This is a genomic window from Paramagnetospirillum sp. (assembly GCF_058402745.1).
Genome location: NZ_JBZVFI010000003.1, coordinates 238,377 through 258,734 on the forward strand (window position 1 = coordinate 238,377; position 20,358 = coordinate 258,734).

The window sequence follows — 20,358 nt, forward strand, 5'->3', positions numbered from 1 at the left end:
TGAGCGCCAGCGAAGCATCTTTCAGCCGCCATGGTCTGAAAGACCCTTCGCTGCGCTCAGGGTGACAGGCGGAGAGTGGCATGAGCCCCCGCGCCATCGCCATTACCCTGATGTGGGTGGGGGCCTTGGCGCTGCTGGGCCTGCTGGTCCACCGCTTCACCCGGGGCGCCTGGAGCCTGGAGGACGAGGACGTCCCCGCCATCTCGACCCGCCAGAAGCTGCTGGCCGCCCTGGCCTTGGGCCTCGCCGCCGGCGGCGTGGCCCTGTTCGTGTGGAGCTGGAATGGAATGGGATGACGACGCCATCGTCCTGGCGGTGCGCCGCCATGGCGAGACCGGCGCCGTCGCCTCCCTGCTGACCCGCGCCCATGGCCGCCACGCCGGCCTGGTCCATGGCGGCCAGGGCAAGACCAACCGCCCCATCCTGCAGCCCGGCAATACGGTGCGCGCTACGTGGTCGGGCCGCCTGCCCGAGCAATTGGGCAATTACAAGCTGGAACTGCTGCACGCCCATGCCGCCGCCTTTCTCGATGACGGGGCGCGCCTCGCCGCCCTGGGCGCCGCCTGCGCACTGGTGGAGGCGGCTTTGCCCGAACGCCAGCCCCATCCCGCCTGCCATGCCGCCCTGGCCGCCCTGCTGCACGCCCTGGAGGCCGAGTCCTGGCCCAGCGTCTACGTCCATTTCGAGCTGGCGCTGCTGCGCGACCTGGGCTTCGGCCTCGACCTGACGGCTTGCGCCGCCACGGGGCAGACTCACGACCTCGCCTGGGTCAGCCCCAAGACCGGACGCGCCGTCTCCAGGGCGGCGGGGGAGCCCTACCGCGACAAGCTGTTCGTCCTGCCGGCCTTCCTGGTGGAAGGCGGGGAGGGGGATTCGGCCGCCATCCGCCAGGGGTTGGAGATGACCGGCTTCTTCCTGCAACGCCATGTCCTGGCCCCGCGCCATGGGGAACTGCCGGCGGCGCGGGGACGGTTGATCGGCAAGCTGAGGTAGATGCGGGCGGGACGCCCGCGCTCCGACATCAGGGCATTTCCATGGAGCGCGGGCGTCCCGCCCGCATCCTTACCCGGATATCGCATCCCCCTTGACCTCCGCCACTGAATGAATAATCATTCACCTGAATGAACATTCAGTCGGTGGAGGATTCTATGCGCTTGTCCAGTGGTGCTCCCGGGGGCGTGCCCAGTGCCCATGTGGACCGCTTCGCCCGCGAGCTGCTGCCTCCGCCGGACCTGTGGCCGGTGTTCGACTATTCGGCGCCGCATCTGTCCCATTATCCCGACCGCATCAACGCCGCCGCCGCCCTGATCGACACCGCCGTGGCCGCCGGGTTCGGGGCCAAGCCGGTGTTCCATTACGCCGAGGGGACGTGGAGTTATGCCCACCTGCTGGACCGGGCCGAGCGCATCGCCCGGGTGCTGACCGAGGATTTCGGGCTGGTGCCGGGCAATCGGGTGCTGCTGCGCTCGGCCAACACGCCCATGCTGGTGGCCTGCTGGCTGGCGGTGCTGAAAGCGGGGGGAATCTGCGTCACCACCATGCCGCTGCTGCGCGCCAAGGAGCTCTCCTTCATCGTCGAGAAGGCCCGTATCCACGTGGCGCTGTGCGAGCTGGACCTGGCCGAGGAGATGGAGCTGACCCGCCGGAAGATGGCGGAGCTGCGCCACGTCGCCTATTTCACGCCCCTGGGCGAGGGCAGGGAGTCCGACGCCGATCTCGATCGCCGGGCGGAAGCCAAGCCCGCCGGCTTCGCCAATGTGGACACGGCGGCCGACGATGTGGCACTGATCACCTTCACCTCGGGAACCACCGGCAATCCCAAGGGCGCCATGCACTTTCACCGCGACATCCTGGCGTCGTGCGATTGCTGGCCCCGCCGCCATACCCTGGAGCCCGACGAGATCGTCATCGGCTCGCCTTCCATCGCCTTCACCTACGGCAAGGCGGCGTTCATGATGTACCCGCTGCGCTACCGCGCCACCGCCGTTCTGGTGCCCAAGCCGACGCCCGAGCTGATCCTGGACGGTATCCAGCGCCACCGCGCCACCAGCCTTTACGCCGTGCCCACCGCCTTCCACGCCATGCTGGGGATGGTGGACAGATACGACATCTCGTCGCTGAGAAAGGCGTCCTCGGCCGGCGAGCATCTGCGGCCCAAGCTCTACGACGACTGGCTGGACCGCACCGGGGTGAAGCTGGTCAACGGCATCGGCATGACCGAGATGCTGACCCATTTCATCTGCCAGTCGCCGGACGTGGCCAAGCCCGGCGCCACCGGCTATCCCGCCGACGGCTACACCGCCTGCATCCTGGACGACGACTTCAATCCGCTGCCGCCGGGCTCCAAGGGGCGTCTGGCGGTGCGCGGCCCCACCGGCTGCCGCTATCTCGACGACCAGGCCCGCCAGGCGGCCTTCGTCAGGAACGGCTGGAACGTCACCGGCGACATCATGGAGCAGGACGGGGACGGCTGGTTCTGGTACGTGGACCGCTCGGACGACATGATCGTGTCGTCGGGCTACAACATCTCGGCCCAGGAGGTGGAGCGCGCCATCCTCGAACACCCCAAGGTGTCGGAATGCGCCGTGGTCGGCGTGCCCGACGAGACGCGCGGCACCATCGTGCGGGCCTGCATCGTGCTGGAGAACCCCTCCCAGGCCGGCGAGGTGCTGGCCGAGGAGATCCAGAACTTCGTCAAGGCCTCTATCGCCCCCTACAAATACCCGCGCGACGTCAGGTTCGTGGAGTTCCTGCCCAAGACCCAGACCGGCAAGATCCAGCGCTTCCGCCTCAGGGATTTGTAGGGCAGACTTTGCGGGGGCCTGTCATCCTGAGCGTAGCGAAGGATCTTTCAACCTGAAGCGGTTGCCGTGCCTGCCTGAAAGACCCTTCGGCTTCGCCTCAGGGTGACAGCCGAGGGGAGACACAGGGGAAACTGTATGGAGATTCTCGATCCTTCCCAGATCCTGGGCTTCCTGGCGGCGGCCGTGCTGGTCACGCTGTCGCCGGGTCCCGACAATCTGATGATCCTGTCGCTGGGGCTGTCGCGCGGCCGCCGCCAGGGCATGGCCTTCGGCCTGGGCTGCGCGCTGGGCTGTCTCAGCCACACCGCCCTGGCGGCCTTGGGGATCAGCGCCGCCATCGCCGCCTCGCCCCTGCTGTTCACGGGGCTCAAGCTGGCGGGCGGGGCCTATCTGGTGTGGCTGGGCATCGGGGCGCTGCGGTCCTCCGGGGCCATGCGCATCGACGGCAATGTGTCGGGCAACGAGCCCCTGGGCGTGCTGTTCCGGCGCGGTCTGGTGGCCAACGCCATCAATCCCAAGGTGATCCTGTTCTTCCTGGCCTTCCTGCCCCAGTTCGTGAATGCCGACCAGGGCGGGGCGGGCTGGCAGACGGCGCAGCTGGGCGTGCTGTTCACCCTCCAGGCCTGCCTGCTGTTCGGGCTCATCGGCTGGTTCGCCGGCTCGCTGGGCGGCTGGCTGGGCCGCCACGGCAAGGCCGGGCTGTGGCTCGACCGGCTGGCCGGCGGCGTGTTCGTGGCCTTGGGCGCCAAGCTGATCCTTGATCGGTAAAGGGCCGGCGATGAAGGACTGGTTCGTTTACGTTCTGCTCAACGGCGCCGGTGTGGCCTATACCGGCATCGCGCTGGACGCCGTCGATCGTCTTGCCCGCCACAACGCGGGCGAGGGGGCCAAGTTCACCCGGGGGCGCGGCCCCTGGCGCCTCGTCCATCTGGAAGGGCCGCTGGCCCATGGCGACGCGCTCAGGCGCGAGGCGGCCATCAAGCGCGACCGCGCCTTCAAGCGGGCGCTGAAACGTTCCGGGGCCTGACCGCCAGTTCCAGCACCAGGGCCAGGACCAGGGCGGCGGCTCCCAGGGCGAACAGCGTGCCATAGCCGCCTCCGGCCGAGAACACCCAGGCGAGGCCGTAGGCCCCCGCCGCCTGCCCCAGGGCGAAGGCGGCGGTGGTGCGGCTCCAGGCGGCGCGCTGGGCGCCATGATCGCCGGGCAGCAATTCCCGCACGCGGCCGAGCACCACCGGCACCACGCCGGGGGTGAAGCCGCCCATGAGGAAGGCCGACAGGCCGAGCCAGCCAACTTCACTGGTGGTTGAGGCCACGCCGACCACCAGTGCCTGGGTGACCAGGGCCGCCCGCAATACCCGGCCGAAGCCGAAGCGGTCGCCGAGGCGGCCGAGCGCCACCGGCCCCACGGACGCCCCCAGGCCGAACAGCAGCCAGATGGCGGCGCCGCGCTCGATTCCCTGGCCCAGGCCGCGCGCCACCAGATCCACCAGGAACACCATGTGCGGCACCAGCCCGAAGGCGTTCAGGGCGTAGACACCCATCAGGGCGCGCAGGCGGGGATCAAGGGGCAGGGGAACCCGATGGCCGGCGGGCGGCACGGAATCCTCGGGCCAGCCACGCCACGCCACCAGGGTGAAGGCCAGGCAGAGGAGGCCGAGGACGATCCAGGTCACGGCCATGCCCCGGGCCAGCAAGGGCGGCAGCAGGAGGGACGAGGCGACGGCGCCCAGTCCCACGCCGGCGAAGATCAGCCCGCCGGCCAGCCCGCGCCGTGATTCCGGCACATGGGGCAGCACCAGGGTGGCGGCCAGCACCATGATCACGCCGCCCGCGAAGCCGGAGGCGAAGCGCCAGACGAAGAACCAGGCGAAGGGCAAGGGATGGGCGCAGAGCAGGAACGAGAGGGCGATGACCGCCATCATGGCCTTCAGCGCCGGGGCCGGTCCCATCCGCCGTCCCAGGAAACGGGCCGACAGCGCGCCGGCCAGATAGCCGGCCAGATTGGCCGCCCCGAGATAGGCCGCCGCCGAGGCGGAGAACCACCCCTCCGCCACCAGGGCGGGGATCAGCGGCGAATAGGCGAAGCGGGCCAGGCCGATTCCCACCAGATTGGCGCACAAGGCCGAGACGGTGGATCGCCAGGGGCCGGGATGGGGCATGGGGCGCTTCTCTATTGGGCGTTCATGAGTCAAGCACCTTCTTGTCTCCATCTGCCTTATTGGAGAGCATTGTCCCGCCAGGTCTCTGGCTTCTCTCCGAAGTCGGCGCGTTGGCCGCTTCATGGTTAGGTCCGAAGAGTGGTGGCTCAAGCTTTTTCGCGAAGTCGCTATTTGGCGCTTCAAACCGCCCTCGATCTCACCGACCCTCGGTCCCCGGAGGGACTTCGCTCCGCCTCGCGGCAGATCCTAAATTACGACGGACGCAATAGCTCAGACAGTGGCTTCGGCCTTCCAGCAGAACTCTGTGCGATCGATCCACATGCGGTGAAGAATCACCGCCAGTTTGCGTGCGACGGCAACCATCGCCCTGGCCATGCCTCGGCGTTTGGCAATCCGCAGGCCCCATGCCTTGAGCGCTGATGGCTTCGAATTCGGGCGCAGCAGCACCAAGGCCGCCTCGAAGAGCGTCGATCGCAATGTTTCATCGCCGTTCTTGCTGATCCGGCCCCGGCGGTCGATCTCGCCGGATTGGTGCGTTCGAGGAACCAAGCCGAAATGTGCACCAACGGCTCGTGAACGCTGGAAGCGGGCCGGCTCATCAATGGCTGCCCGGTAGGTCATCGCGACCACCGGCCCAACCCCAGGTGCGCTCATTAACAACCGGCAATCCTCATCGGCGCGGACCAGTTCCAACATTTTCCGATGAAGAGCCGCGAATTGCTCACGGGTGACGCGCCGGACGATGAGCATGGGTTCGATCACCGCCGCCAGCGTAGGGTCGCCGTCAATCAGCTCGCGGATCCGCGCGTCGTAACGGGCACGACTAATGACGCCGACTTTCATGCCGAAATTACGCAGCAGCCCCCGGATGCTGTTCTCGACGTCCAGAATCCGCGCCTGGAGAAAGCGCCGACCGTTGAGCAACGTCCTGATCTGCTGGCTCGCCAGGGTCTTCACATGCACGGGCCGATAAAGGCCGACACGCATCATCTGTGCGATGCCGCGGGCGTCGTTGCGGTCGGTCTTGTTGATCTGCGCCTTGAGCACCGCCTGCGCATGCCGCGTCTCGATGCAGATGACCGGCAGGCCAGCCTTTGCCAAGCCCGCGTACAGCCATTGGCAAAGCGGGCCTGCCTCGACGCCGACACGGATGTACCGCCTGCCGGGCACATCAAGGAACTGGATCAGCGCCTCGGGTTCGCTTTCGACCTTGCCTTCCTGAACGATTCTTCCGGTCTCGGTCATCACGCACACACTCGTCGTCCGCACCGACACATCCAAACCGACGAAATAGTCCATCACTTCTCTCCCCTGCTGGTCGGCGCCGCATCAGATCGCCGTCACGTCGAGAATTCTTACCACCCTACCGGGTGATGAGGGCGAGAGCCCAATGACCCAACCTTTTCCATGGCTTCTCCTCCGTCGTCATGCCCGGACTTGATCCGGGCATCCATACCGCCGCCTTTGCGGTTCCGCGTGGATGGCCGGGTCGTGCCCGGCCATGACGGGAAGGAACTACGAACCGCTACCGTCACCACCCTATGCCTCCTTCCCATTCACCAGAAGCGATTTGATGTGATAATATCCATCTCATTTCCAGATGGAGGTGCGTCATGGATGCCGGAGATCTTCGGGTGTTCGAGGCGGTGGCCCGCCTGGGCGGCATGAGCCGCGCGGCGGCCGAGCTGAACACCGTGCAGTCCAACGTCACCGCCCGTATCCGCATGCTCGAGGAGCAACTGGGCGCCGAGTTGTTCGAGCGCCATGCGCGGGGCGTGACCCTGACGGCGGCGGGGCGGCGGCTGATGCCCTATGCGCTTCAGGTGATCAGCCTGCTCCGGGATGCCCGCCGCGCGGTGGGCGACACGGGCGAGCCCGCCGGCGATCTGGTGATCGGATCGCTGGAAACCACGCTGTCCATGCACCTGGCGCCGCTGCTCACCACCTTCGTCGAGCGCTGGCCGGGGGTGGACCTGTCCATCCGGGGCGGCACCACCCGCGAATCCGTCGAGCAGGTGCTGGAGCGCCGCCTCGAAGGCGCTTTCGTCGCCGGGCCGGTCAATCATCCCGATCTGGTGGAGGAGACGGTGTTCCGCGAGGAACTGGTGGTGCTGACCGCGCCGGCCGTCGGACGGTTGGACTGGTCGGCCGGACTGGCGGGCTTGCGCATCGTGGTTCTGCGTTCCGGCTGCTCCTACCGCCAGCGGCTGGAGGACGTCCTGGCCCGGCGCGGCGTGGTGGGGCTGCGGCTGCTGGAATTCGGCACGCTGGAGGCCATCTTCGGCTGCGTCGCCGCCGGCATGGGCATCACCCTGCTGCCCCGGCGCATGGTGGAACGGGTATGGCCTGGCCGGGAGGTGGGCGTCCATACCCTGCCGCCCGACGAATCCATGGTGGAGACCGTGTTCATCCGGCGCCGGGATTCCTTCGTCTCCAGCGCCCAGGCGGCCTTCCTCGGCCACGTCCGCGACGGGCTGGCCCGGGCCCGGGCGGCGGAATAGGGTATCGGGTATTGCATCGCGGTATCAGGGGGGGTATATAGCCCACAGTGACGCACACGTACGTGCCTATGGCCCTCGTCGGTTATGCAACGTCGGACGCGTCCTTTTTGGAAGAGCCGCCGGGTTCTTTGGCGGCGCCCGAAAGGGAGGTGGACATGTTCGTGACCCACAAGATGGGCTTCATCCCGGAAATCTGTACCAGTATGTGACGGCGGTATCGCGGCCGGGGGTCCGGTCGCTTGCCGCCGTTGTCGTCGAACGCGGGCTCCTGGCGGAGCCCGTGGGCAGGAGCGTTGTTGATGGAAACAGGTCCCGGATTCAAGGCCGGGCCAAACCGAGGTAAGGGGAGTACCGCTATGCGCACCATTGTCTTCAGGGGCCGTTTGGTCATCATCGGCTGCGGCAGCATCGGCCAGGGCATTCTGCCCCTCATCCTGCGCCATATCGAGATCGAACCGGCCCAAATCACCATCATCACCGCTTGCGAACGCGGCCGCGAGGTCGCCGCCGAATACGGCATCCAATTCATCAACAAGCCGCTGACCAAGGACGATTTCCGCGACCGTCTGACTCCCATGCTGCGCAAGGGCGACTTCCTGCTGAATCTTTCGGTGGATGTGTCGTCGACCGCGCTGGTCGAGCTGTGCCGCGATCTCGGCGCGCTGTATCAGGACACCTGCATCGAACCCTGGGCCGGCGGCTACACCGATCCCAGCCTGTCGCCCAGCTTGCGCACCAATTACGCGCTGCGCGAGGAGATGCTGCGCCTCAGGGTCGACGGCCCGGCGCCCACGGCGCTGGTCACCCACGGCGCCAATCCCGGCCTGGTCTCCCATTTCGTCAAGCAGGCGCTCTTGAACATCGCCGCCGACACCGGCCTGGGTGGCGACGCTCCCAAGGACCGCCGGGGCTGGGCCGAACTGGCGGCGCGCCTCGGCGTCAAGGTCATCCACATCGCCGAGCGCGACACCCAGCAGGGCTCGACCCCCAAGCAGCCCGACGAATTCGTCAACACCTGGTCCATCGACGGCTTCGTCGGCGAGGGCTGCCAGCCGGCCGAGCTGGGCTGGGGCACCCACGAGAAGGAGATGCCCGCCGACGGCCGCCGCCATGAATTCGGCGGCGACGCGGCCATCTACCTGATGAAGCCGGGGGCCAGCCAGAAGGTGCGCACCTGGACGCCGGTGGAAGGCGCCTTCCACGGCTTCCTCATCACCCACAACGAATCCATCTCCATCGCCGATTACTTCACGGTGAAGGCGGAAGACCGGGTGGTCTATCGCCCGACGGTGCATTACGCCTACCATCCCTGCGACGCCGCCGTGCTGTCGCTGCACGAACTGGCCGGCAAGAACTGGACCATGCAGTCCAGGCAGCGCCTGATGGTCAAGGAACTGGTCAGCGGCATCGACGAGCTTGGCGTGCTGATCGCCGGCCATGCCAAGGGCGCCTATTGGTACGGCTCGCAGCTGTCCATTGCCGAGGCGCGCGAACTGGCGCCCCACAACAGCGCCACCAGCCTGCAGGTCACCGCCACGGTGCTGGCCGGCATGATCTGGGCGCTGGAGAACCCCATGCGGGGCGTGGTCGAGCCCGACGAGATCGATTTCCAGCGCATCCTGGAGATCGCCCGGCCCTATCTCGGCCCGGTGGTCGGGGTCTACACCGACTGGACGCCGCTGGACGGGCGGGCCGCGCTGTTCGCCGAGGATCTGGACACCTCGGACCCCTGGCAGTTCAAGAACGTCCGGGTGGTTTAGGCGTCGGCTTCCTGGGCGGCCCGCAACAGCCGTGACGAGCGCGGCACGCCGCGCGGCCGGACATTGTCCCACCAGCGCATCAGGGCGCCGCAGCCCGGGCTCAGTTCCTCCGCCAGGCCGCCGGTGAAGTCCCGCCAGTGCTCGAGAAGCGGCGTCTCCACCGAGGTCAGCAGGGGAATGCCCCGGCTGACCGCGGCCAGGATTTCGTCGATCAGGCCGCGGCCCTGAGCTTCCAGCTTGCCGAACTTGTTGACGATCAAGAGGTCGGTTTCGGCCTCCATGGCCCGGCGCAGCACGGAACTGGCCTCGGCCACCGCCTGGGTGTCGACCCGGCAGCAGGTGGCGCCGCTGCCCAGGTTCTGGCTGATGCGGAATTCCTCGCCGTTGTCCAGGTCCACCAGGGTCATGGCGCAGGCGCAAGCCCCGGGCGAGGCGGAATTGCGCTGGATCAGCCCCCGGACCAGAAAGCCCTGCCCCTGGAGAATGCGGGCGAAGCCCTCCATGGAATCCGGCGCGCTGGTTTCGGGCGGTCTGACGATGACGCCGATTTTCAGTGGTGTCGCGATAGGGTCATCGGCCATGGGGTTTCCCAGACTTCCGATCGTCTCTCCTATCAGATGTATCACAATGGGAGCGGTCGCGACACCCCACTTGCTGGATAGGCCGAATTCAAGAAAATTCAGGCTTTGTACTGCGTTCAGCCTTGTGATTGCCGGGGCGCCATTGAACAATGGTGGCCAGGCAGCAAAGACGACGAGGAGGACGCGGCGGAATGCGCGCCGATGCGCCAGCCCAGACCCCCGACGATGGAATCGGGGCGCTTCCGGCGGCCGAAAGCCGGCGGATCTTCGATCTGGTGATCCGTTATGGCGCCGGCGCGGTGGTGCTTTGGACCGTGCTGCTGGGGCTGTCGCTGTGGTGGAACGTCAGCCATCAGAAGGACACCACCTTCGAACTGGCCCTGAATACCGCCCGATCCGCCTTCAACAAGGATCTGGCCTACCGGCGCTGGGCGTCGGGCCATGGCGGCGTGTACGTCGAGCCGTCGGAAAAGACGCCCCCCAGTCCCTGGATGTCCCATCTTCCCGACCGCGACATCATCGCCAATGACGGGCGGATGCTGACCCTGATGAATCCGGCCTACATGCTGCGCGAGATGATGGCCGATTACGGCGAGGATTACGGCATCAAGGGCCGCATCGTCGGCATCGTCACCCTCAATCCCTACAACGAGGCCGATCCCTGGGAGGCCGAGGCTATCCGCCAGTTCTCGGCCGGCCGGATCGACGAGAAGCTGGAGGTCTCGGCCCTGGACGGCAAGCCCCATCTGCGGCTGATCAGGCCGTTCGTGATGGAGGAGAGCTGCCAGAAATGCCACGGCCACCTGGGCTTTCCCAACGGCTCGGTGCGGGGCGCCGTGGGGGTCTCGGTTCCCATGGAGCCCTATCTCGAGGTCGAGAATCAGGCCATCCGCGCCCTGGCGGTCTCCCATGGCGGATTCTGGCTGGTGGGGGTGGCCGGTATCGGCCTGATCGGGCGGCGCACCGGCCGGCGGTTGCGGGAAAAGGCCCTGGCCGACGAGGAGACCCGTCTGGCGGCCCATGTGTTCCGCAACGCCCTGGAAGCGACCATCATCACCGATCCCCGGGGGCGGATCCTGCGGATCAACCCCATGTTCACCGAACTGACCGGCTATGGCGAGGCCGAGGTGATCGGCGGCAATCCCCGCATCATCCGCTCCGATCATCACGATGCCGATTTCTACAAGGAGATGTGGCAGGCCATCTACCGCGACGGCCGCTGGCAGGGCGAGATCTGGAACCGGCGCAAGGACGGTCAGGTCTTCGTCGCCTGGGAAAGCATCGTCGCGGTTTACGACGAGGCCGGCGCCATCCGTTACTTCATCGGCAGTTTCAGCGACATCACCGAGCAGGTGGAGGCCCAGCGCCACATCCTGCGCCTCGCCCATTACGACGTTCTGACCGACCTTCCCAACCGGGTGCTGTTCCAGGACCGGCTGGAGCGCGCCGTGGTTCACGCGCTCCGCCATGACCGGCAGGCGGCGCTGCTGTTCCTCGACCTCGACGGCTTCAAGAAGGTCAACGACACCATGGGGCACCGGGCCGGTGACGAACTGCTGAAGGAGGTGGCCGTCCGGCTGCGCGGCTGCGTGCGCATGACCGATACCATCTCGCGGCTGGGTGGCGACGAATTCACCGTGATTCTGGACGAGATTTCCTCGTCCGGCGACGCCGCCCTGGTCGCCGACAAGATTCTGGCCGCCTTGCGGCTGCCCATCTCCATCGAGGGCCGCGAGGTGTTCATCGGAACCAGCATCGGCATCAGCCTGTTCCCCACCGACGGCCAGAGCGGCGAGGAACTGCTGAAGCATGCCGACACCGCCATGTATCAGGCCAAGGCGGCGGGCAAGGGGCGCTTCAACTTCTATTCGGCCGAGATGACCCGGCGCGAGGAGCATCGTCTCCAACTGGAAATGGCGCTCCGCCAGGCGGTGGACGAGGGGCAGTTCCACGTTCACTACCAGCCGAAGAAATCCCTTGCCGCCAACCGGGTGTCCGGCTTCGAGGCCCTGGTCCGCTGGGAGCATCCCCAGCTGGGGATGATTCCGCCGCTGGATTTCATCCCCCTGGCCGAGGAAATGCACCTGGTCGACCGTATCGACCTGCTGGTGATGCGCCAGGCCTGCCGCCAGGGCCGGATCTGGCTGGACCGGGGGCATGACGTGACCATGGCCGTCAACCTGTCCGGCGTCAACTTCTCGGTTGACGATCTTCCCGATCAGGTCAGCCGGGTGCTGACCGAGACCGGCTTTCCCGCCGATCATCTGGAACTGGAGATCACCGAAAGTTTCGTCATCGATCTGGCGGTGGACCAGCGCGAGGTGATGCAGCGGCTGCGCGCCTTGGGCGTCCGGCTGGCCATCGACGATTTCGGCACCGGCTATTCCTCGCTCAGCTATCTGAAGCGCCTGCCGGTCAACACCTTGAAGATCGACCGTTCGTTCGTGCGCGACATCGCCCGGGATTCCCGCGACATGATGCTGGTGTCCTCCATCATCGGCATCGCCCATTCCCTGGGGTTGAAGGTGGTGGCGGAAGGCATCGAGGACATGGAGCAGATGTCCATACTCGCGGCCCAGGAATGCGACGAGATCCAGGGCTATTACATCGCCAAACCCATGAGCGCCGAACTGGCGGAAATCTTCATGACCGGAGCGCCCGCCAGCCATGCCGCCCTCTCAGGCTGACATCCCTCATCCCCGGTTCGCCGAGGCACTGGGGGTCTGGCTGCGGGTCGGCCTGCTCAGCTTCGGCGGCCCCGCCGGACAGATCGCCACCATGCATCGCATCCTGGTGGAGGAGAAGAAGTGGGTGGGCGAGGCCCGCTTTCTTCATGCCCTGAACTTCTGCATGCTGCTGCCGGGACCCGAGGCCCAGCAACTGGCCACCTATATCGGCTGGCTGCTGCACCGGACGCTCGGCGGCGTGGTGGCCGGCACCCTGTTCGTGCTGCCCGGCTTCCTGGTGATGATGGGGCTTGCGGCGCTGTATGCCGGTTTCCATCAGGTGCCCCTGGTCGAGGGGCTGTTCTACGGCATCAAGCCGGCGGTGCTGGCGGTGGTGATCGAGGCGGTGCTGCGCATCGGCCGCCGGGCGCTCCGCTCGGCCGAGAAGATCGCCATCGCGGTGGTTGCCTTTCTGGGGATCTTCCTGGGGGATCTGCCGTTTCCGCTGATCGTGCTGGCGGCGGGAGCGTGGGGCTTCATGGCGGCCAGGGCGGGGCGGCCGGCGTTCCTGCCGGCCGGCGCCCCGGCCGGGCCACAGGGCGCCGCCGACCGGGCCATCGACCAGGGAGCCCGGCACACGCTTCCCGACCGGCGCCGCGCCATCCTGACGGCGGCGGTCTGCCTGATCCTGTGGCTGGCCCCGGTGGCGGCGGCCATGGCCTGGGGCGGCGGCGCCTTCGGCGCCATCGGCCTGTTCTTTTCCAAGATGGCGGTGGTGACCTTCGGCGGCGCCTATGCCGTGCTGGCCTATGTGGCGCAGCAGGCGGTGGAGGTGCATGGCTGGCTGGCGGCGCCCGAGATGCTGGATGGTCTGGGTCTGGCCGAGACCACGCCGGGGCCGCTGATCCTGGTCAACCAGTTCGTCGGCTTCCTGGCCGGATTCCGCAATCCCGGCGGCCTCGATCCCTGGCTGGGGGGAGTCCTGGGCGCGACGCTGACCGTCTGGGTCACCTTCATGCCCTGCTTCCTGTGGATTCTGGGCGGCGCCCCCTATGTGGAGGTCCTGCGCGGCTATCAGGCGCTGTCCGGGGCCCTGGCGGCCATCACCGCCGCCGTGGTGGGGGTGATCTTCAATCTCGGCCTGTGGTTCGCCCTGCACGTGCTGTTCGGCGTGGTGGAGGAGCGGCGGGTGGGGCCGTTGCGCCTGTTCGCCCCTGACCCGGCCAGCCTGGACCCGGCGGCCCTGGGTCTCGCCCTGGCCGCCGCCATCGCCATGCTTCGCCTGGGCATCGGCATGATGCCGACCCTGCTGGCCGCCGGGCTGTCGGGGATCGTGTGGAAGCTATTTCTTCTTCCGTAGGGCGACGGCGGGTTCCAGTTCCTCGGCGGTCAGGCCGCGGCCCAGCTGGTCTTCCAGATGGGGCAGGAGCTGGGGAAAGAACTTGAGCGGCGCCAGCATCCTGATGGCGTTGGCGGCGCCGGCGTCGTCATCGCCGGCATCGCGGCGGCAGCGCTGCAGCACGGACGCCACCAGCCAGTCGTCCCAGTCGTCCTGGTCGTAACCCGAAGGCGGCGGCAGGCCGGCGAAACGCTTCAGCAAATCCATCAGCTCGGATCGCGACATCTGCGCGACCGTTTTGTCTTTTCCGCTCATCCCCAATGACTCGCCACTGAACTTCCCCGCCTCGATCCTACAGCAGGGGTTCCCCGCGAGGAAAGCGTTTCAGGCGATGATCTGTTGCGCCGGTCTCCAGCGCCGCATCAGGCCCCAGGCCAGCAGGGCCGACAGGGCGGAAAGCGCGGCCATGACCAGATACGAGCCGCCGCCCAGGCTTTCATAGAGCCGGCCGCTGAACGGCGTGATCAGGCCGGGCGCCAGCCCCACGGCGATGGCGACGAAGATGCCCTGGGTGCGGGCCGCCAGTCCCTGAGGCACGGCGCGGGCGATGAAGTGGATGGCGCCCAGATGGGCGCAGCCGAAGGTGGCGGCGTGCAGCAGCTGGGCCAGGGCCACCGGCGCCAGCGAGGCGGTGGACCCCAGCACCAGCCAGCGCGCGACGCCTCCCAAGGCCGCGAACAGCAGCAGGGCGGCGGGGCCGCAGCGGGCCACCACCTTGTTGCTGACGGCGAACAGGACGATTTCGGCCACCACCCCTTCCGACCACAACAGGCCGATGGCCATGTCCGACAGGCCCGCCGCCTTCCAGTGGATGGTGGCGAAGGCGTAATAGACGGTGTGGGCCATCTGGTTGAGCGCCGCCGTCCCCAGGAACAGCAGGAACAGCGGATTGAGCAGGACCGGACGCAGCGAGGGCGGCCTGCCCTCGTGGCGGGGCACCTTGAGGTCGGGCAGGCCGAGGCACGAGGCGGCGGTCAGCAGCAGCGCGGCGCTCATCAGCCAGGGCAGCACCGCCACCGGCCAGGATTCCAGCGCCTTGCCCAGCAGGGTGGCGGCGGCGATGAAGGCCAGCGACCCCCACAGCCGGGCGCGGCCGTAATCCAGGTTATGGCGGCCCACCACCATCATGGCCAGGGTATCGCCCAGGGGCACCAGCCCGGTGAAGGGGAAGATGGCGATCACGCTGAGGATCAGGATGGGCCAGAAGCCGTCCATCAGGGGGAACAGCAGCCAGATCAGCCCGGCGGCCACCGCCAGACGGATCATCAGCCGCCGGCGCTCGCCGCCGTGGTCGGCCAGATGGCCGATCACCGGGCTGGCCAGGATGCGGGTCAGATAGCCGGCGGCGGCCACCCAGCCGATCTCCGAGGCCGACAGGCCCCGGTCCTGCAGCCACAGGGGCCAGAACGGGATGTGGATGCCGACCGCCACGAACAGGGCGGCGTAATAGGCTCCCAGCCGCAGGCTGGCGGAGGAGGGGCTCATGCCTTGGTTCCGCCCGGCCGCGCGGGCGGGAAGCCCGCGCTCCGAAATGGGCGGCATGTCCTGGAGCGCGGCCGTCCCGGCCGCATTCCCGCCGTCGGCATCATCGACGGTCCGGCCGGGCCGCCAGGGTGATGCCGCGATCGGCCAGCGACAGGGCGCAGGCGTCGGATTCCAGGAAGCGCCACTCCACCTCGCGCTGGTCGGTCAGCCACTCGCAGGCGCGCAAGGCCTCGTCCACCAGGCCGGGATGGCACATCACCAGGGTTCCCGGCCCCGGCCTGTCGGTGAAGACGCGGAACAGCTCGGCATAGGGAACCTTGCCGGAGAAGTCGTAGACGCCCCGGAAGCCGTGGTTGTGCGGAATGCCCTCGGCCCGCATCCGTCGCCGCAGGCCGATGCCCAGCAGGGCGATGATGGTGGCGCGGACGGGATCGATGCCCCGCCGGGCGATGGCCAGCGGGCTTTCCCAGCACGACCGCACCCAGCCGCCCCGGGGCTTCAGGCGGCGGCGCCACAGATCCACCACCACGTCGCGGACGACGGGCAGCTGGTGCACGTGGTGATGGCCGTCGAGGAAATCGGGCGGGCGGCCCATATGGGCCTCGAAGGCGTCCACCTGCCGCTCCAGCTCGGCGGCGATCTCGGCCCGGTCCAGGCGGCGGGCGACGGCGCGCTTGACCATGGCGCCGATGGGGGGCAGCCGCCCGTCGGGGGCCAGGGACGGCATTTCGCCCAGCGGCCGGTGGTCGGTGAGCGTGAGGTGGACGCCGAACCCTGCGCGACCGTCCAGCGGCTTGAGCAGCCTGGCCTCGTCGGGCCAGAAGGCCGACCCGGTCATGCAGCCGGTGGCCTGCAGGCGTCCCTGTTCGATCAGGGCGCGGATGGCGACGCCGAGGCCCGGGGCCAGCCCGTAATCGTCGGCGCAAAGGGTGATGGCGGCTTTATCGCGTGGCATGGCGGCAGGATAGAGAGGCCGGCGGCGGCGCGCAATCAGTACAGCTCGCCGGCCAGCCATCCTCCGATCAGCGCCGCGCCCCGGGCGTTGTAGTGGCCGTCCACCGGGAAGACCAGCCTTTCGCGGTGATGGTCGTGCAGCAGGGGAAAGGCGTTGAGGCAGGTGATGGCCCATTCGCGGCAATGTGGGCTGATCAGGGCGTTCTGGTAGTCGGCGGTGGGGAAGTCGCGTCCCCGGGCGGAATAGATTGCGAAGGCCTCGTCCTCGAAGAACATGCGTTCGGGCAGCAGCAGCACCACGAAGCGGCTACCCCGCGCCGCGGCGATATCCGACATCTGGCGGATCATCAGGAAATTGGCCTCGGGCACGCCGGCGGCGACCAGATCGGTGACCGGAGAGTGGGAACGGAGGCGGTAATAAATCGCCTTGGCCCTGGGGTAGAGCGCCCCGACCAGGGCCGAGGACTGGCTGAGGGCGTCGAGGAAGCTCTTGACGTCCTGGAACTGGGGAACCAGCACGCCGGTGAAGTCGTAGAACCTTACCCGCGCCTTGGCGCCGGATTCGTCGCCGCCCGCCGCGCCGCTGACCAGATAGCCTTCGACGATGCGGTTGGAAGCCTGGGCCGAAGGCGGCGTGATGACGTCGTTCCAGCTCAGCGCCACCAGCACGGTGTCGTTCGGGGTCAGAGTGGGGGCCATCACCCGCATCCGGACCAGATACTGGTCGATGTTGATGGCCGGCACGGCGAGATTGCTCACCGCCACGTCCATAGCCCGGCGATTCAGCTCCTCCTGCAGCCGGTTGGGCCAGGACTCGGCATCGGACAGTCCGTGGCCGAAGGCCTGGCTGTCGCCCAGGACCAGCAGGCGGCGTTCCGCCGATTTCGGGGCGGCGGGCACGATGCGCCGGCCCTCCGAATCGGCGGTGGCGAGCGCGTTGGTGAAATCGACGCGGTTGTCCATGATGCCCTGGAAGCCTGGACTCATGCGCCAGTAGCCGTCCGGCGCCACGTCGAACATGCCCTTGGGCAGGCCGGGCTTGGGCGGCGGGCTGACCATCCAGGCGGCGGCCTCGGCCAATCCGAGGAACAGCACGACCGAGGTGAAAAGGAGCAGGGCGTTGGTGAGGGCTCCGCCAGTTCTGTTCCGACGCCTTGGGGGCAATCCCTGACTCCTGTGTTCTATTCGGCGGCGGGCAGGCCGATGGTGAAGCGGGCGCCGCCCAGGGCCGAGGTGCCGGCGTCCAGCGTTCCGCCGTGGTCGCGGATGATGCCGTAAGAAATCCATAAACCCAAGCCCGTTCCCTTGCCCACCGGCTTGGTGGTGAAGAAGGGGTCGAACACCTTGGTGGCGATGTCGGGGGGGATGCCGGGGCCGTTGTCCTCGATGACCAGGGTGACGCCGCCGGCTTCGGCCTTGGCCGTCACCCGGATGCGTCCGTCCGGGCGGCTGGCGACCGCGTCCTGGGCGTTCTCGATCAGATTGACGATGACCTGGTGCAACTGGCCGGGATTGCCCCGGACGTTCAGGCATTCCGGCAGATCGAGATCGACGGCGGCCACCCCCTTCTTGCCCGAGGCCGACCACTGCACCGCCTTGGCCACCACCTCGCCCAGATCGAAGACTTCCGGCTTGGCCCCGGCCGAGAACGACAGGCGCTTCAGGCTGCGCACGATGTCGGCCACCCGCTGGGCGCCCTCGGCGGTGCCCTCCATCAGGCCGGGCAGATCGGCCAGGGTGGCGTCGATGCGCAAGCTGGCCCGCAGCTTCTCCCGCTCCGCCTCGTCGCAGCCGCCATGGATGGCGTCCAGATACGATGAAATGCGGGCCGAGTACTTGGACAGGGCGTGGACGTTGCCGTAGACGAAGCTGATGGGGTTGTTCAGCTCGTGCGCCACCCCGGCGATCAGGCGGCCCAGCGACGCCATCTTTTCCTGCTGGATCAGCTGGGCCTGGGCGGTCTTCAGGGCCTCGTAGGCGCGGCGCAACTCGCCCACCGGACGCCCGGTGAGCACGATGCCGGCCGGCAGGCCGCGATGGTCGAGGCGGGTGGCGCAAGAAAGCGCCACCGGATCGGTCAGCCCGCCATCGGCCGAGCGGAAGCGCACCTCGCGGTCGCGGCTTTCCACCGAATCGATCCAGCTGAACAGGCGCAGGTTGCCGGTGCCCTCGGCCAGCAACTCGTCCAGGGGACGTTCGTAGAGGTCCACCTCGGCAAGGCCGGTCAGCTGGATGAAGGCGAGGTTGACCTGCTGGATGCGCCCCGACTGATCGCAGACGATCAGGATGTCGGAGACCGCCGACAGCACCGAATTGATGAAGCGCTGGGCCTCCTCCAGGGCGGTGTTCTTCTCCTCCAGCTCCACCTCGTAGGAGATGAGGTCGGAATAGACCTCCTCCATCTTGCGGATGACCTCGATCCAGGCGGTTTCCTGGGCGGCGGCCATGTCGGGATCGTAGCCGCCGGCGAAGTCGTAGGCCGAGGAGGGGCGGGGGTCGCTGTAATTGACCATCACCCCTCCCGTTCCAGGCCGTAGCGCCGCAGCTTGGCACGCAGTCCGACGCGGGACAGGCCGGTCTCCTCGGCCACCCGGGTGATGTTCCAGCGGTGCCGGCTCAGGGATTCGGCCAGCAGGCGGGATTCCAGCGCCTCCACCTGCTCCTTGAGCGAGCCGGGCTCGCCATGATCGGCCAGGGCGCGGCCGGCGGGGCAGACCCGGGCCCGCAGACGGGGGCTGAGCAGGTCCGGTCCCATCACGCCGCCCTCGGCCAGGGCGACCATGCGCTGGATCTCGTTCTGCAGCTCGCGCACGTTGCCCGGCCAGTCGTAGCCCCGCATCTGGGCCATGGCGTCCATGCCGAAGCGCAGGTTGGGCCGCCCGAAGCCCTTGGCGGTGTCGCCCAGCAGCCGTTCCGCCAGCAGCGGCACGTCCATGGGGCGTTCGCGCAAGGGGGGCAGGTGGATGGGGAAGGCGGCCAGGCGGTAGAACAGGTCGCGGCGGAAGTGGCCGCCGCGCACTTCCTCCTCCAGATTGCGGTTGGTGGCGGCGATGACGCGCACGTCCACCTTGCGGGTGAGGCGCGCCCCCAGCGGGCGGATCTCGCCTTCCTGCAGCACGCGCAGCAGCTTGACCTGGAAGGCGGGCGAGGTCTCGCCGATCTCGTCCAGGAAGATGGTGCCGCCCGAGGCCTGCTCGAACAGGCCGATGCGGTCCTCGTAGGCGCCGGTGAAGGCGCCCTTCTTGCAGCCGAACAGCTCGGATTCCAGCAGCTGGTCGGGCAGCGCGCCGCAATTCTCCACCACGAAGGGCTTGTTGCCGCGTGGGGAATTGTAGTGGATGGCGCGGGCCAGCAATTCCTTGCCGGTGCCGGACTCGCCGGTGATCAGCACCGAGATGTCGAAGGACGACACCTTGCGCGCCATCTCGATGACCTGGGCCAGCGGCGAATCGGGGGCATGGATGATGCCGTCGAAATGATGCTGGCGCTTGAGCGTGCCGGTCTTTCGGGCGATGGATTTCCGCAGCGCCGCCTGGGGGACCTTGAGGTCCAGGCTGGCCTGGGCGCTTTCGCGCTGGAGATCGTAGAGCCGGAGCGCCCCGTGCAGGGTCTCGACCAGTTCGTCCGGTTCCCAGGGCTTGGTGATGTACTGGTAGATGCCGGCCTCGTTGACGCCGGCGATGATGTCCTCGGCCTCGGAATAGCCCGAGATGATCATGCGCACCGGATCGGGCCAGCGGTCGCGTACCGTCTTGAGGAATTCCACCCCCTGGATTCCCGGCATGCGCTGGTCGCACAGGATGGCGTGGACCATTTCCTGCTCCAGCAATCCCTCCGCCTCCTCGGCGGTGGAGGCGGTCAGCACCTGGAATTCGTCGGACAGCACCCGGCGCAGCGCCTCCTGGGACTGCTTCTCGTCGTCCACCACCAGGATGATCGGCAGCGAAGTCATGTCCGGGCGGGCTCCTGTGGCGTTCGGCGGGGCGGAGCGGTATTCTTGAGCCCGGGAGCTTCGGTGGTCAACCAATTACCAGAATGGACGGATC

18 protein-coding genes are annotated in these 20,358 nt (G+C 67.9%); 9 read left to right on the top strand and 9 right to left on the bottom strand.

Translation table 11 applies throughout. The annotated features are described in order from the left end of the window. Nucleotides 1-80: 80 nt before the first annotated feature. The 5 genes from ACV4UZ_RS02085 (at nt 81) to ACV4UZ_RS02105 (ending at nt 3,831) form a co-directional block, all read left to right on the top strand. Nucleotides 81-296 carry a hypothetical protein gene (locus tag ACV4UZ_RS02085; RefSeq protein ID WP_491599283.1) on the top strand — a complete coding sequence of 72 codons (216 nt, stop codon included), beginning with the start codon at nt 81-83 and terminating at the stop codon, nt 294-296. After that, on the top strand, nt 283-993 hold the full coding sequence (recO, locus tag ACV4UZ_RS02090; protein ID WP_491599284.1) for a DNA repair protein RecO: 711 nt from the start codon (nt 283-285) through the stop codon (nt 991-993). The genes ACV4UZ_RS02085 and recO overlap by 14 nt, the downstream gene beginning before the upstream one ends. A 155-nt stretch (nt 994-1,148) precedes the next feature. Beyond that, complete coding sequence (locus ACV4UZ_RS02095) at nt 1,149-2,804, top strand: AMP-binding protein (protein ID WP_491599285.1); 1,656 nt, start codon at nt 1,149-1,151, stop codon at nt 2,802-2,804. Between the two features lie 135 nt (nt 2,805-2,939). Next, the gene (locus ACV4UZ_RS02100; protein ID WP_491599286.1) at nt 2,940-3,572 is read left to right on the top strand and encodes a LysE family translocator; all 633 of its coding nucleotides are present in this window, start codon (nt 2,940-2,942) and stop codon (nt 3,570-3,572) included. A gap of 10 nt (nt 3,573-3,582) precedes the next feature. Next, a complete protein-coding gene (locus tag ACV4UZ_RS02105; RefSeq protein ID WP_491599287.1) occupies nt 3,583-3,831 on the top strand; it encodes a GIY-YIG nuclease family protein in 249 nt (82 codons plus the stop codon). Here ACV4UZ_RS02105 and ACV4UZ_RS02110 read toward each other — a convergent pair. Both ACV4UZ_RS02110 and ACV4UZ_RS02115 read right to left on the bottom strand, forming a co-directional pair. Then, entirely contained in the window at nt 3,800-4,966 is a 1,167-nt protein-coding gene (locus tag ACV4UZ_RS02110) for a YbfB/YjiJ family MFS transporter (protein WP_491599288.1), read from the bottom strand. The genes ACV4UZ_RS02105 and ACV4UZ_RS02110 overlap by 32 nt on opposite strands. Nucleotides 4,967-5,236: 270 nt before the next feature. Next, nucleotides 5,237-6,265 carry an IS110 family RNA-guided transposase gene (locus ACV4UZ_RS02115; protein ID WP_491599289.1) on the bottom strand — a complete coding sequence of 343 codons (1,029 nt, stop codon included), beginning with the start codon at nt 6,263-6,265 and terminating at the stop codon, nt 5,237-5,239. A gap of 314 nt (nt 6,266-6,579) precedes the next feature. Between ACV4UZ_RS02115 and ACV4UZ_RS02120 the strand changes: the two genes are divergently transcribed. Both ACV4UZ_RS02120 and ACV4UZ_RS02125 read left to right on the top strand, forming a co-directional pair. After that, a complete protein-coding gene (locus ACV4UZ_RS02120) occupies nt 6,580-7,467 on the top strand; it encodes a LysR family transcriptional regulator (RefSeq protein ID WP_491599290.1) in 888 nt (295 codons plus the stop codon). A 356-nt stretch (nt 7,468-7,823) separates the two neighbouring features. Next, entirely contained in the window at nt 7,824-9,227 is a 1,404-nt protein-coding gene (locus ACV4UZ_RS02125) for a homospermidine synthase (RefSeq protein WP_491599291.1), read from the top strand. Here ACV4UZ_RS02125 and ACV4UZ_RS02130 read toward each other — a convergent pair. Next, complete coding sequence (locus ACV4UZ_RS02130; protein WP_491599292.1) at nt 9,224-9,808, bottom strand: DUF2478 domain-containing protein; 585 nt, start codon at nt 9,806-9,808, stop codon at nt 9,224-9,226. The two genes, ACV4UZ_RS02125 and ACV4UZ_RS02130, sit on opposite strands and share 4 nt — an antisense overlap. 191 nt (nt 9,809-9,999) lie before the next feature. Between ACV4UZ_RS02130 and ACV4UZ_RS02135 the strand changes: the two genes are divergently transcribed. Beyond that, nucleotides 10,000-12,495: an EAL domain-containing protein gene (locus ACV4UZ_RS02135; RefSeq protein ID WP_491599293.1), complete on the top strand. Its 2,496-nt coding sequence runs from the start codon at nt 10,000-10,002 to the stop codon at nt 12,493-12,495. Then, on the top strand, nt 12,476-13,834 hold the full coding sequence (chrA, locus tag ACV4UZ_RS02140) for a chromate efflux transporter (RefSeq protein WP_491599294.1): 1,359 nt from the start codon (nt 12,476-12,478) through the stop codon (nt 13,832-13,834). Before ACV4UZ_RS02135 ends, chrA begins: the two co-directional genes overlap by 20 nt. Here the strand turns inward: chrA and ACV4UZ_RS02145 are convergent. The 6 genes from ACV4UZ_RS02145 to ACV4UZ_RS02170 all read right to left on the bottom strand — a co-directional run bounded on the left by ACV4UZ_RS02145 (nt 13,817) and on the right by ACV4UZ_RS02170 (nt 20,264). Continuing rightward, the gene (locus ACV4UZ_RS02145; RefSeq protein ID WP_491599295.1) at nt 13,817-14,128 is read right to left on the bottom strand and encodes an acyltransferase; all 312 of its coding nucleotides are present in this window, start codon (nt 14,126-14,128) and stop codon (nt 13,817-13,819) included. The two genes, chrA and ACV4UZ_RS02145, sit on opposite strands and share 18 nt — an antisense overlap. 69 nt (nt 14,129-14,197) lie before the next feature. Beyond that, entirely contained in the window at nt 14,198-15,358 is a 1,161-nt protein-coding gene (locus ACV4UZ_RS02150; RefSeq protein ID WP_491599296.1) for an MFS transporter, read from the bottom strand. Between the two features lie 100 nt (nt 15,359-15,458). Continuing rightward, nucleotides 15,459-16,313 (bottom strand): ChbG/HpnK family deacetylase, encoded by an 855-nt coding sequence (locus ACV4UZ_RS02155; RefSeq protein ID WP_491599297.1) that lies wholly within the window; start codon nt 16,311-16,313, stop codon nt 15,459-15,461. Between the two features lie 35 nt (nt 16,314-16,348). Further along, nucleotides 16,349-17,476, bottom strand: a complete 1,128-nt coding sequence (locus ACV4UZ_RS02160; RefSeq protein ID WP_491599298.1) for an SGNH/GDSL hydrolase family protein — start codon at nt 17,474-17,476, stop codon at nt 16,349-16,351. A 17-nt stretch (nt 17,477-17,493) separates the two neighbouring features. Continuing rightward, nucleotides 17,494-18,825, bottom strand: coding sequence for a sensor histidine kinase (locus ACV4UZ_RS02165; protein WP_491599299.1), 1,332 nt, complete (start codon nt 18,823-18,825; stop codon nt 17,494-17,496). Next, complete coding sequence (locus tag ACV4UZ_RS02170) at nt 18,825-20,264, bottom strand: sigma-54-dependent transcriptional regulator (protein ID WP_491599300.1); 1,440 nt, start codon at nt 20,262-20,264, stop codon at nt 18,825-18,827. The genes ACV4UZ_RS02165 and ACV4UZ_RS02170 overlap by 1 nt, the downstream gene beginning before the upstream one ends. Nucleotides 20,265-20,358 lie beyond the last annotated feature (94 nt).

What these genes read in the sequence shown, in the direction of transcription:
- ACV4UZ_RS02085 (WP_491599283.1), top strand. Translation starts at nt 81, where the DNA reads ATGAGCCCCCGCGCCATCGCCATTACCCTGATGTGGGTGGGGGCCTTG.
- ACV4UZ_RS02095 (WP_491599285.1), top strand. Translation starts at nt 1,149, where the DNA reads ATGCGCTTGTCCAGTGGTGCTCCCGGGGGCGTGCCCAGTGCCCATGTG.
- ACV4UZ_RS02115 (WP_491599289.1), bottom strand. Translation starts at nt 6,265, where the DNA reads ATGGACTATTTCGTCGGTTTGGATGTGTCGGTGCGGACGACGAGTGTG.
- ACV4UZ_RS02165 (WP_491599299.1), bottom strand. Translation starts at nt 18,825, where the DNA reads ATGGTCAATTACAGCGACCCCCGCCCCTCCTCGGCCTACGACTTCGCC.
- ACV4UZ_RS02125 (WP_491599291.1), top strand. Translation starts at nt 7,824, where the DNA reads ATGCGCACCATTGTCTTCAGGGGCCGTTTGGTCATCATCGGCTGCGGC.
- ACV4UZ_RS02105 (WP_491599287.1), top strand. Translation starts at nt 3,583, where the DNA reads ATGAAGGACTGGTTCGTTTACGTTCTGCTCAACGGCGCCGGTGTGGCC.
- recO (WP_491599284.1), top strand. Translation starts at nt 283, where the DNA reads ATGGAATGGGATGACGACGCCATCGTCCTGGCGGTGCGCCGCCATGGC.
- ACV4UZ_RS02145 (WP_491599295.1), bottom strand. Translation starts at nt 14,128, where the DNA reads ATGAGCGGAAAAGACAAAACGGTCGCGCAGATGTCGCGATCCGAGCTG.
- ACV4UZ_RS02135 (WP_491599293.1), top strand. Translation starts at nt 10,000, where the DNA reads ATGCGCGCCGATGCGCCAGCCCAGACCCCCGACGATGGAATCGGGGCG.
- ACV4UZ_RS02150 (WP_491599296.1), bottom strand. Translation starts at nt 15,358, where the DNA reads ATGAGCCCCTCCTCCGCCAGCCTGCGGCTGGGAGCCTATTACGCCGCC.
- chrA (WP_491599294.1), top strand. Translation starts at nt 12,476, where the DNA reads ATGCCGCCCTCTCAGGCTGACATCCCTCATCCCCGGTTCGCCGAGGCA.
- ACV4UZ_RS02100 (WP_491599286.1), top strand. Translation starts at nt 2,940, where the DNA reads ATGGAGATTCTCGATCCTTCCCAGATCCTGGGCTTCCTGGCGGCGGCC.
- ACV4UZ_RS02130 (WP_491599292.1), bottom strand. Translation starts at nt 9,808, where the DNA reads ATGGCCGATGACCCTATCGCGACACCACTGAAAATCGGCGTCATCGTC.
- ACV4UZ_RS02120 (WP_491599290.1), top strand. Translation starts at nt 6,580, where the DNA reads ATGGATGCCGGAGATCTTCGGGTGTTCGAGGCGGTGGCCCGCCTGGGC.
- ACV4UZ_RS02170 (WP_491599300.1), bottom strand. Translation starts at nt 20,264, where the DNA reads ATGACTTCGCTGCCGATCATCCTGGTGGTGGACGACGAGAAGCAGTCC.
- ACV4UZ_RS02155 (WP_491599297.1), bottom strand. Translation starts at nt 16,313, where the DNA reads ATGCCACGCGATAAAGCCGCCATCACCCTTTGCGCCGACGATTACGGG.
- ACV4UZ_RS02110 (WP_491599288.1), bottom strand. Translation starts at nt 4,966, where the DNA reads ATGCCCCATCCCGGCCCCTGGCGATCCACCGTCTCGGCCTTGTGCGCC.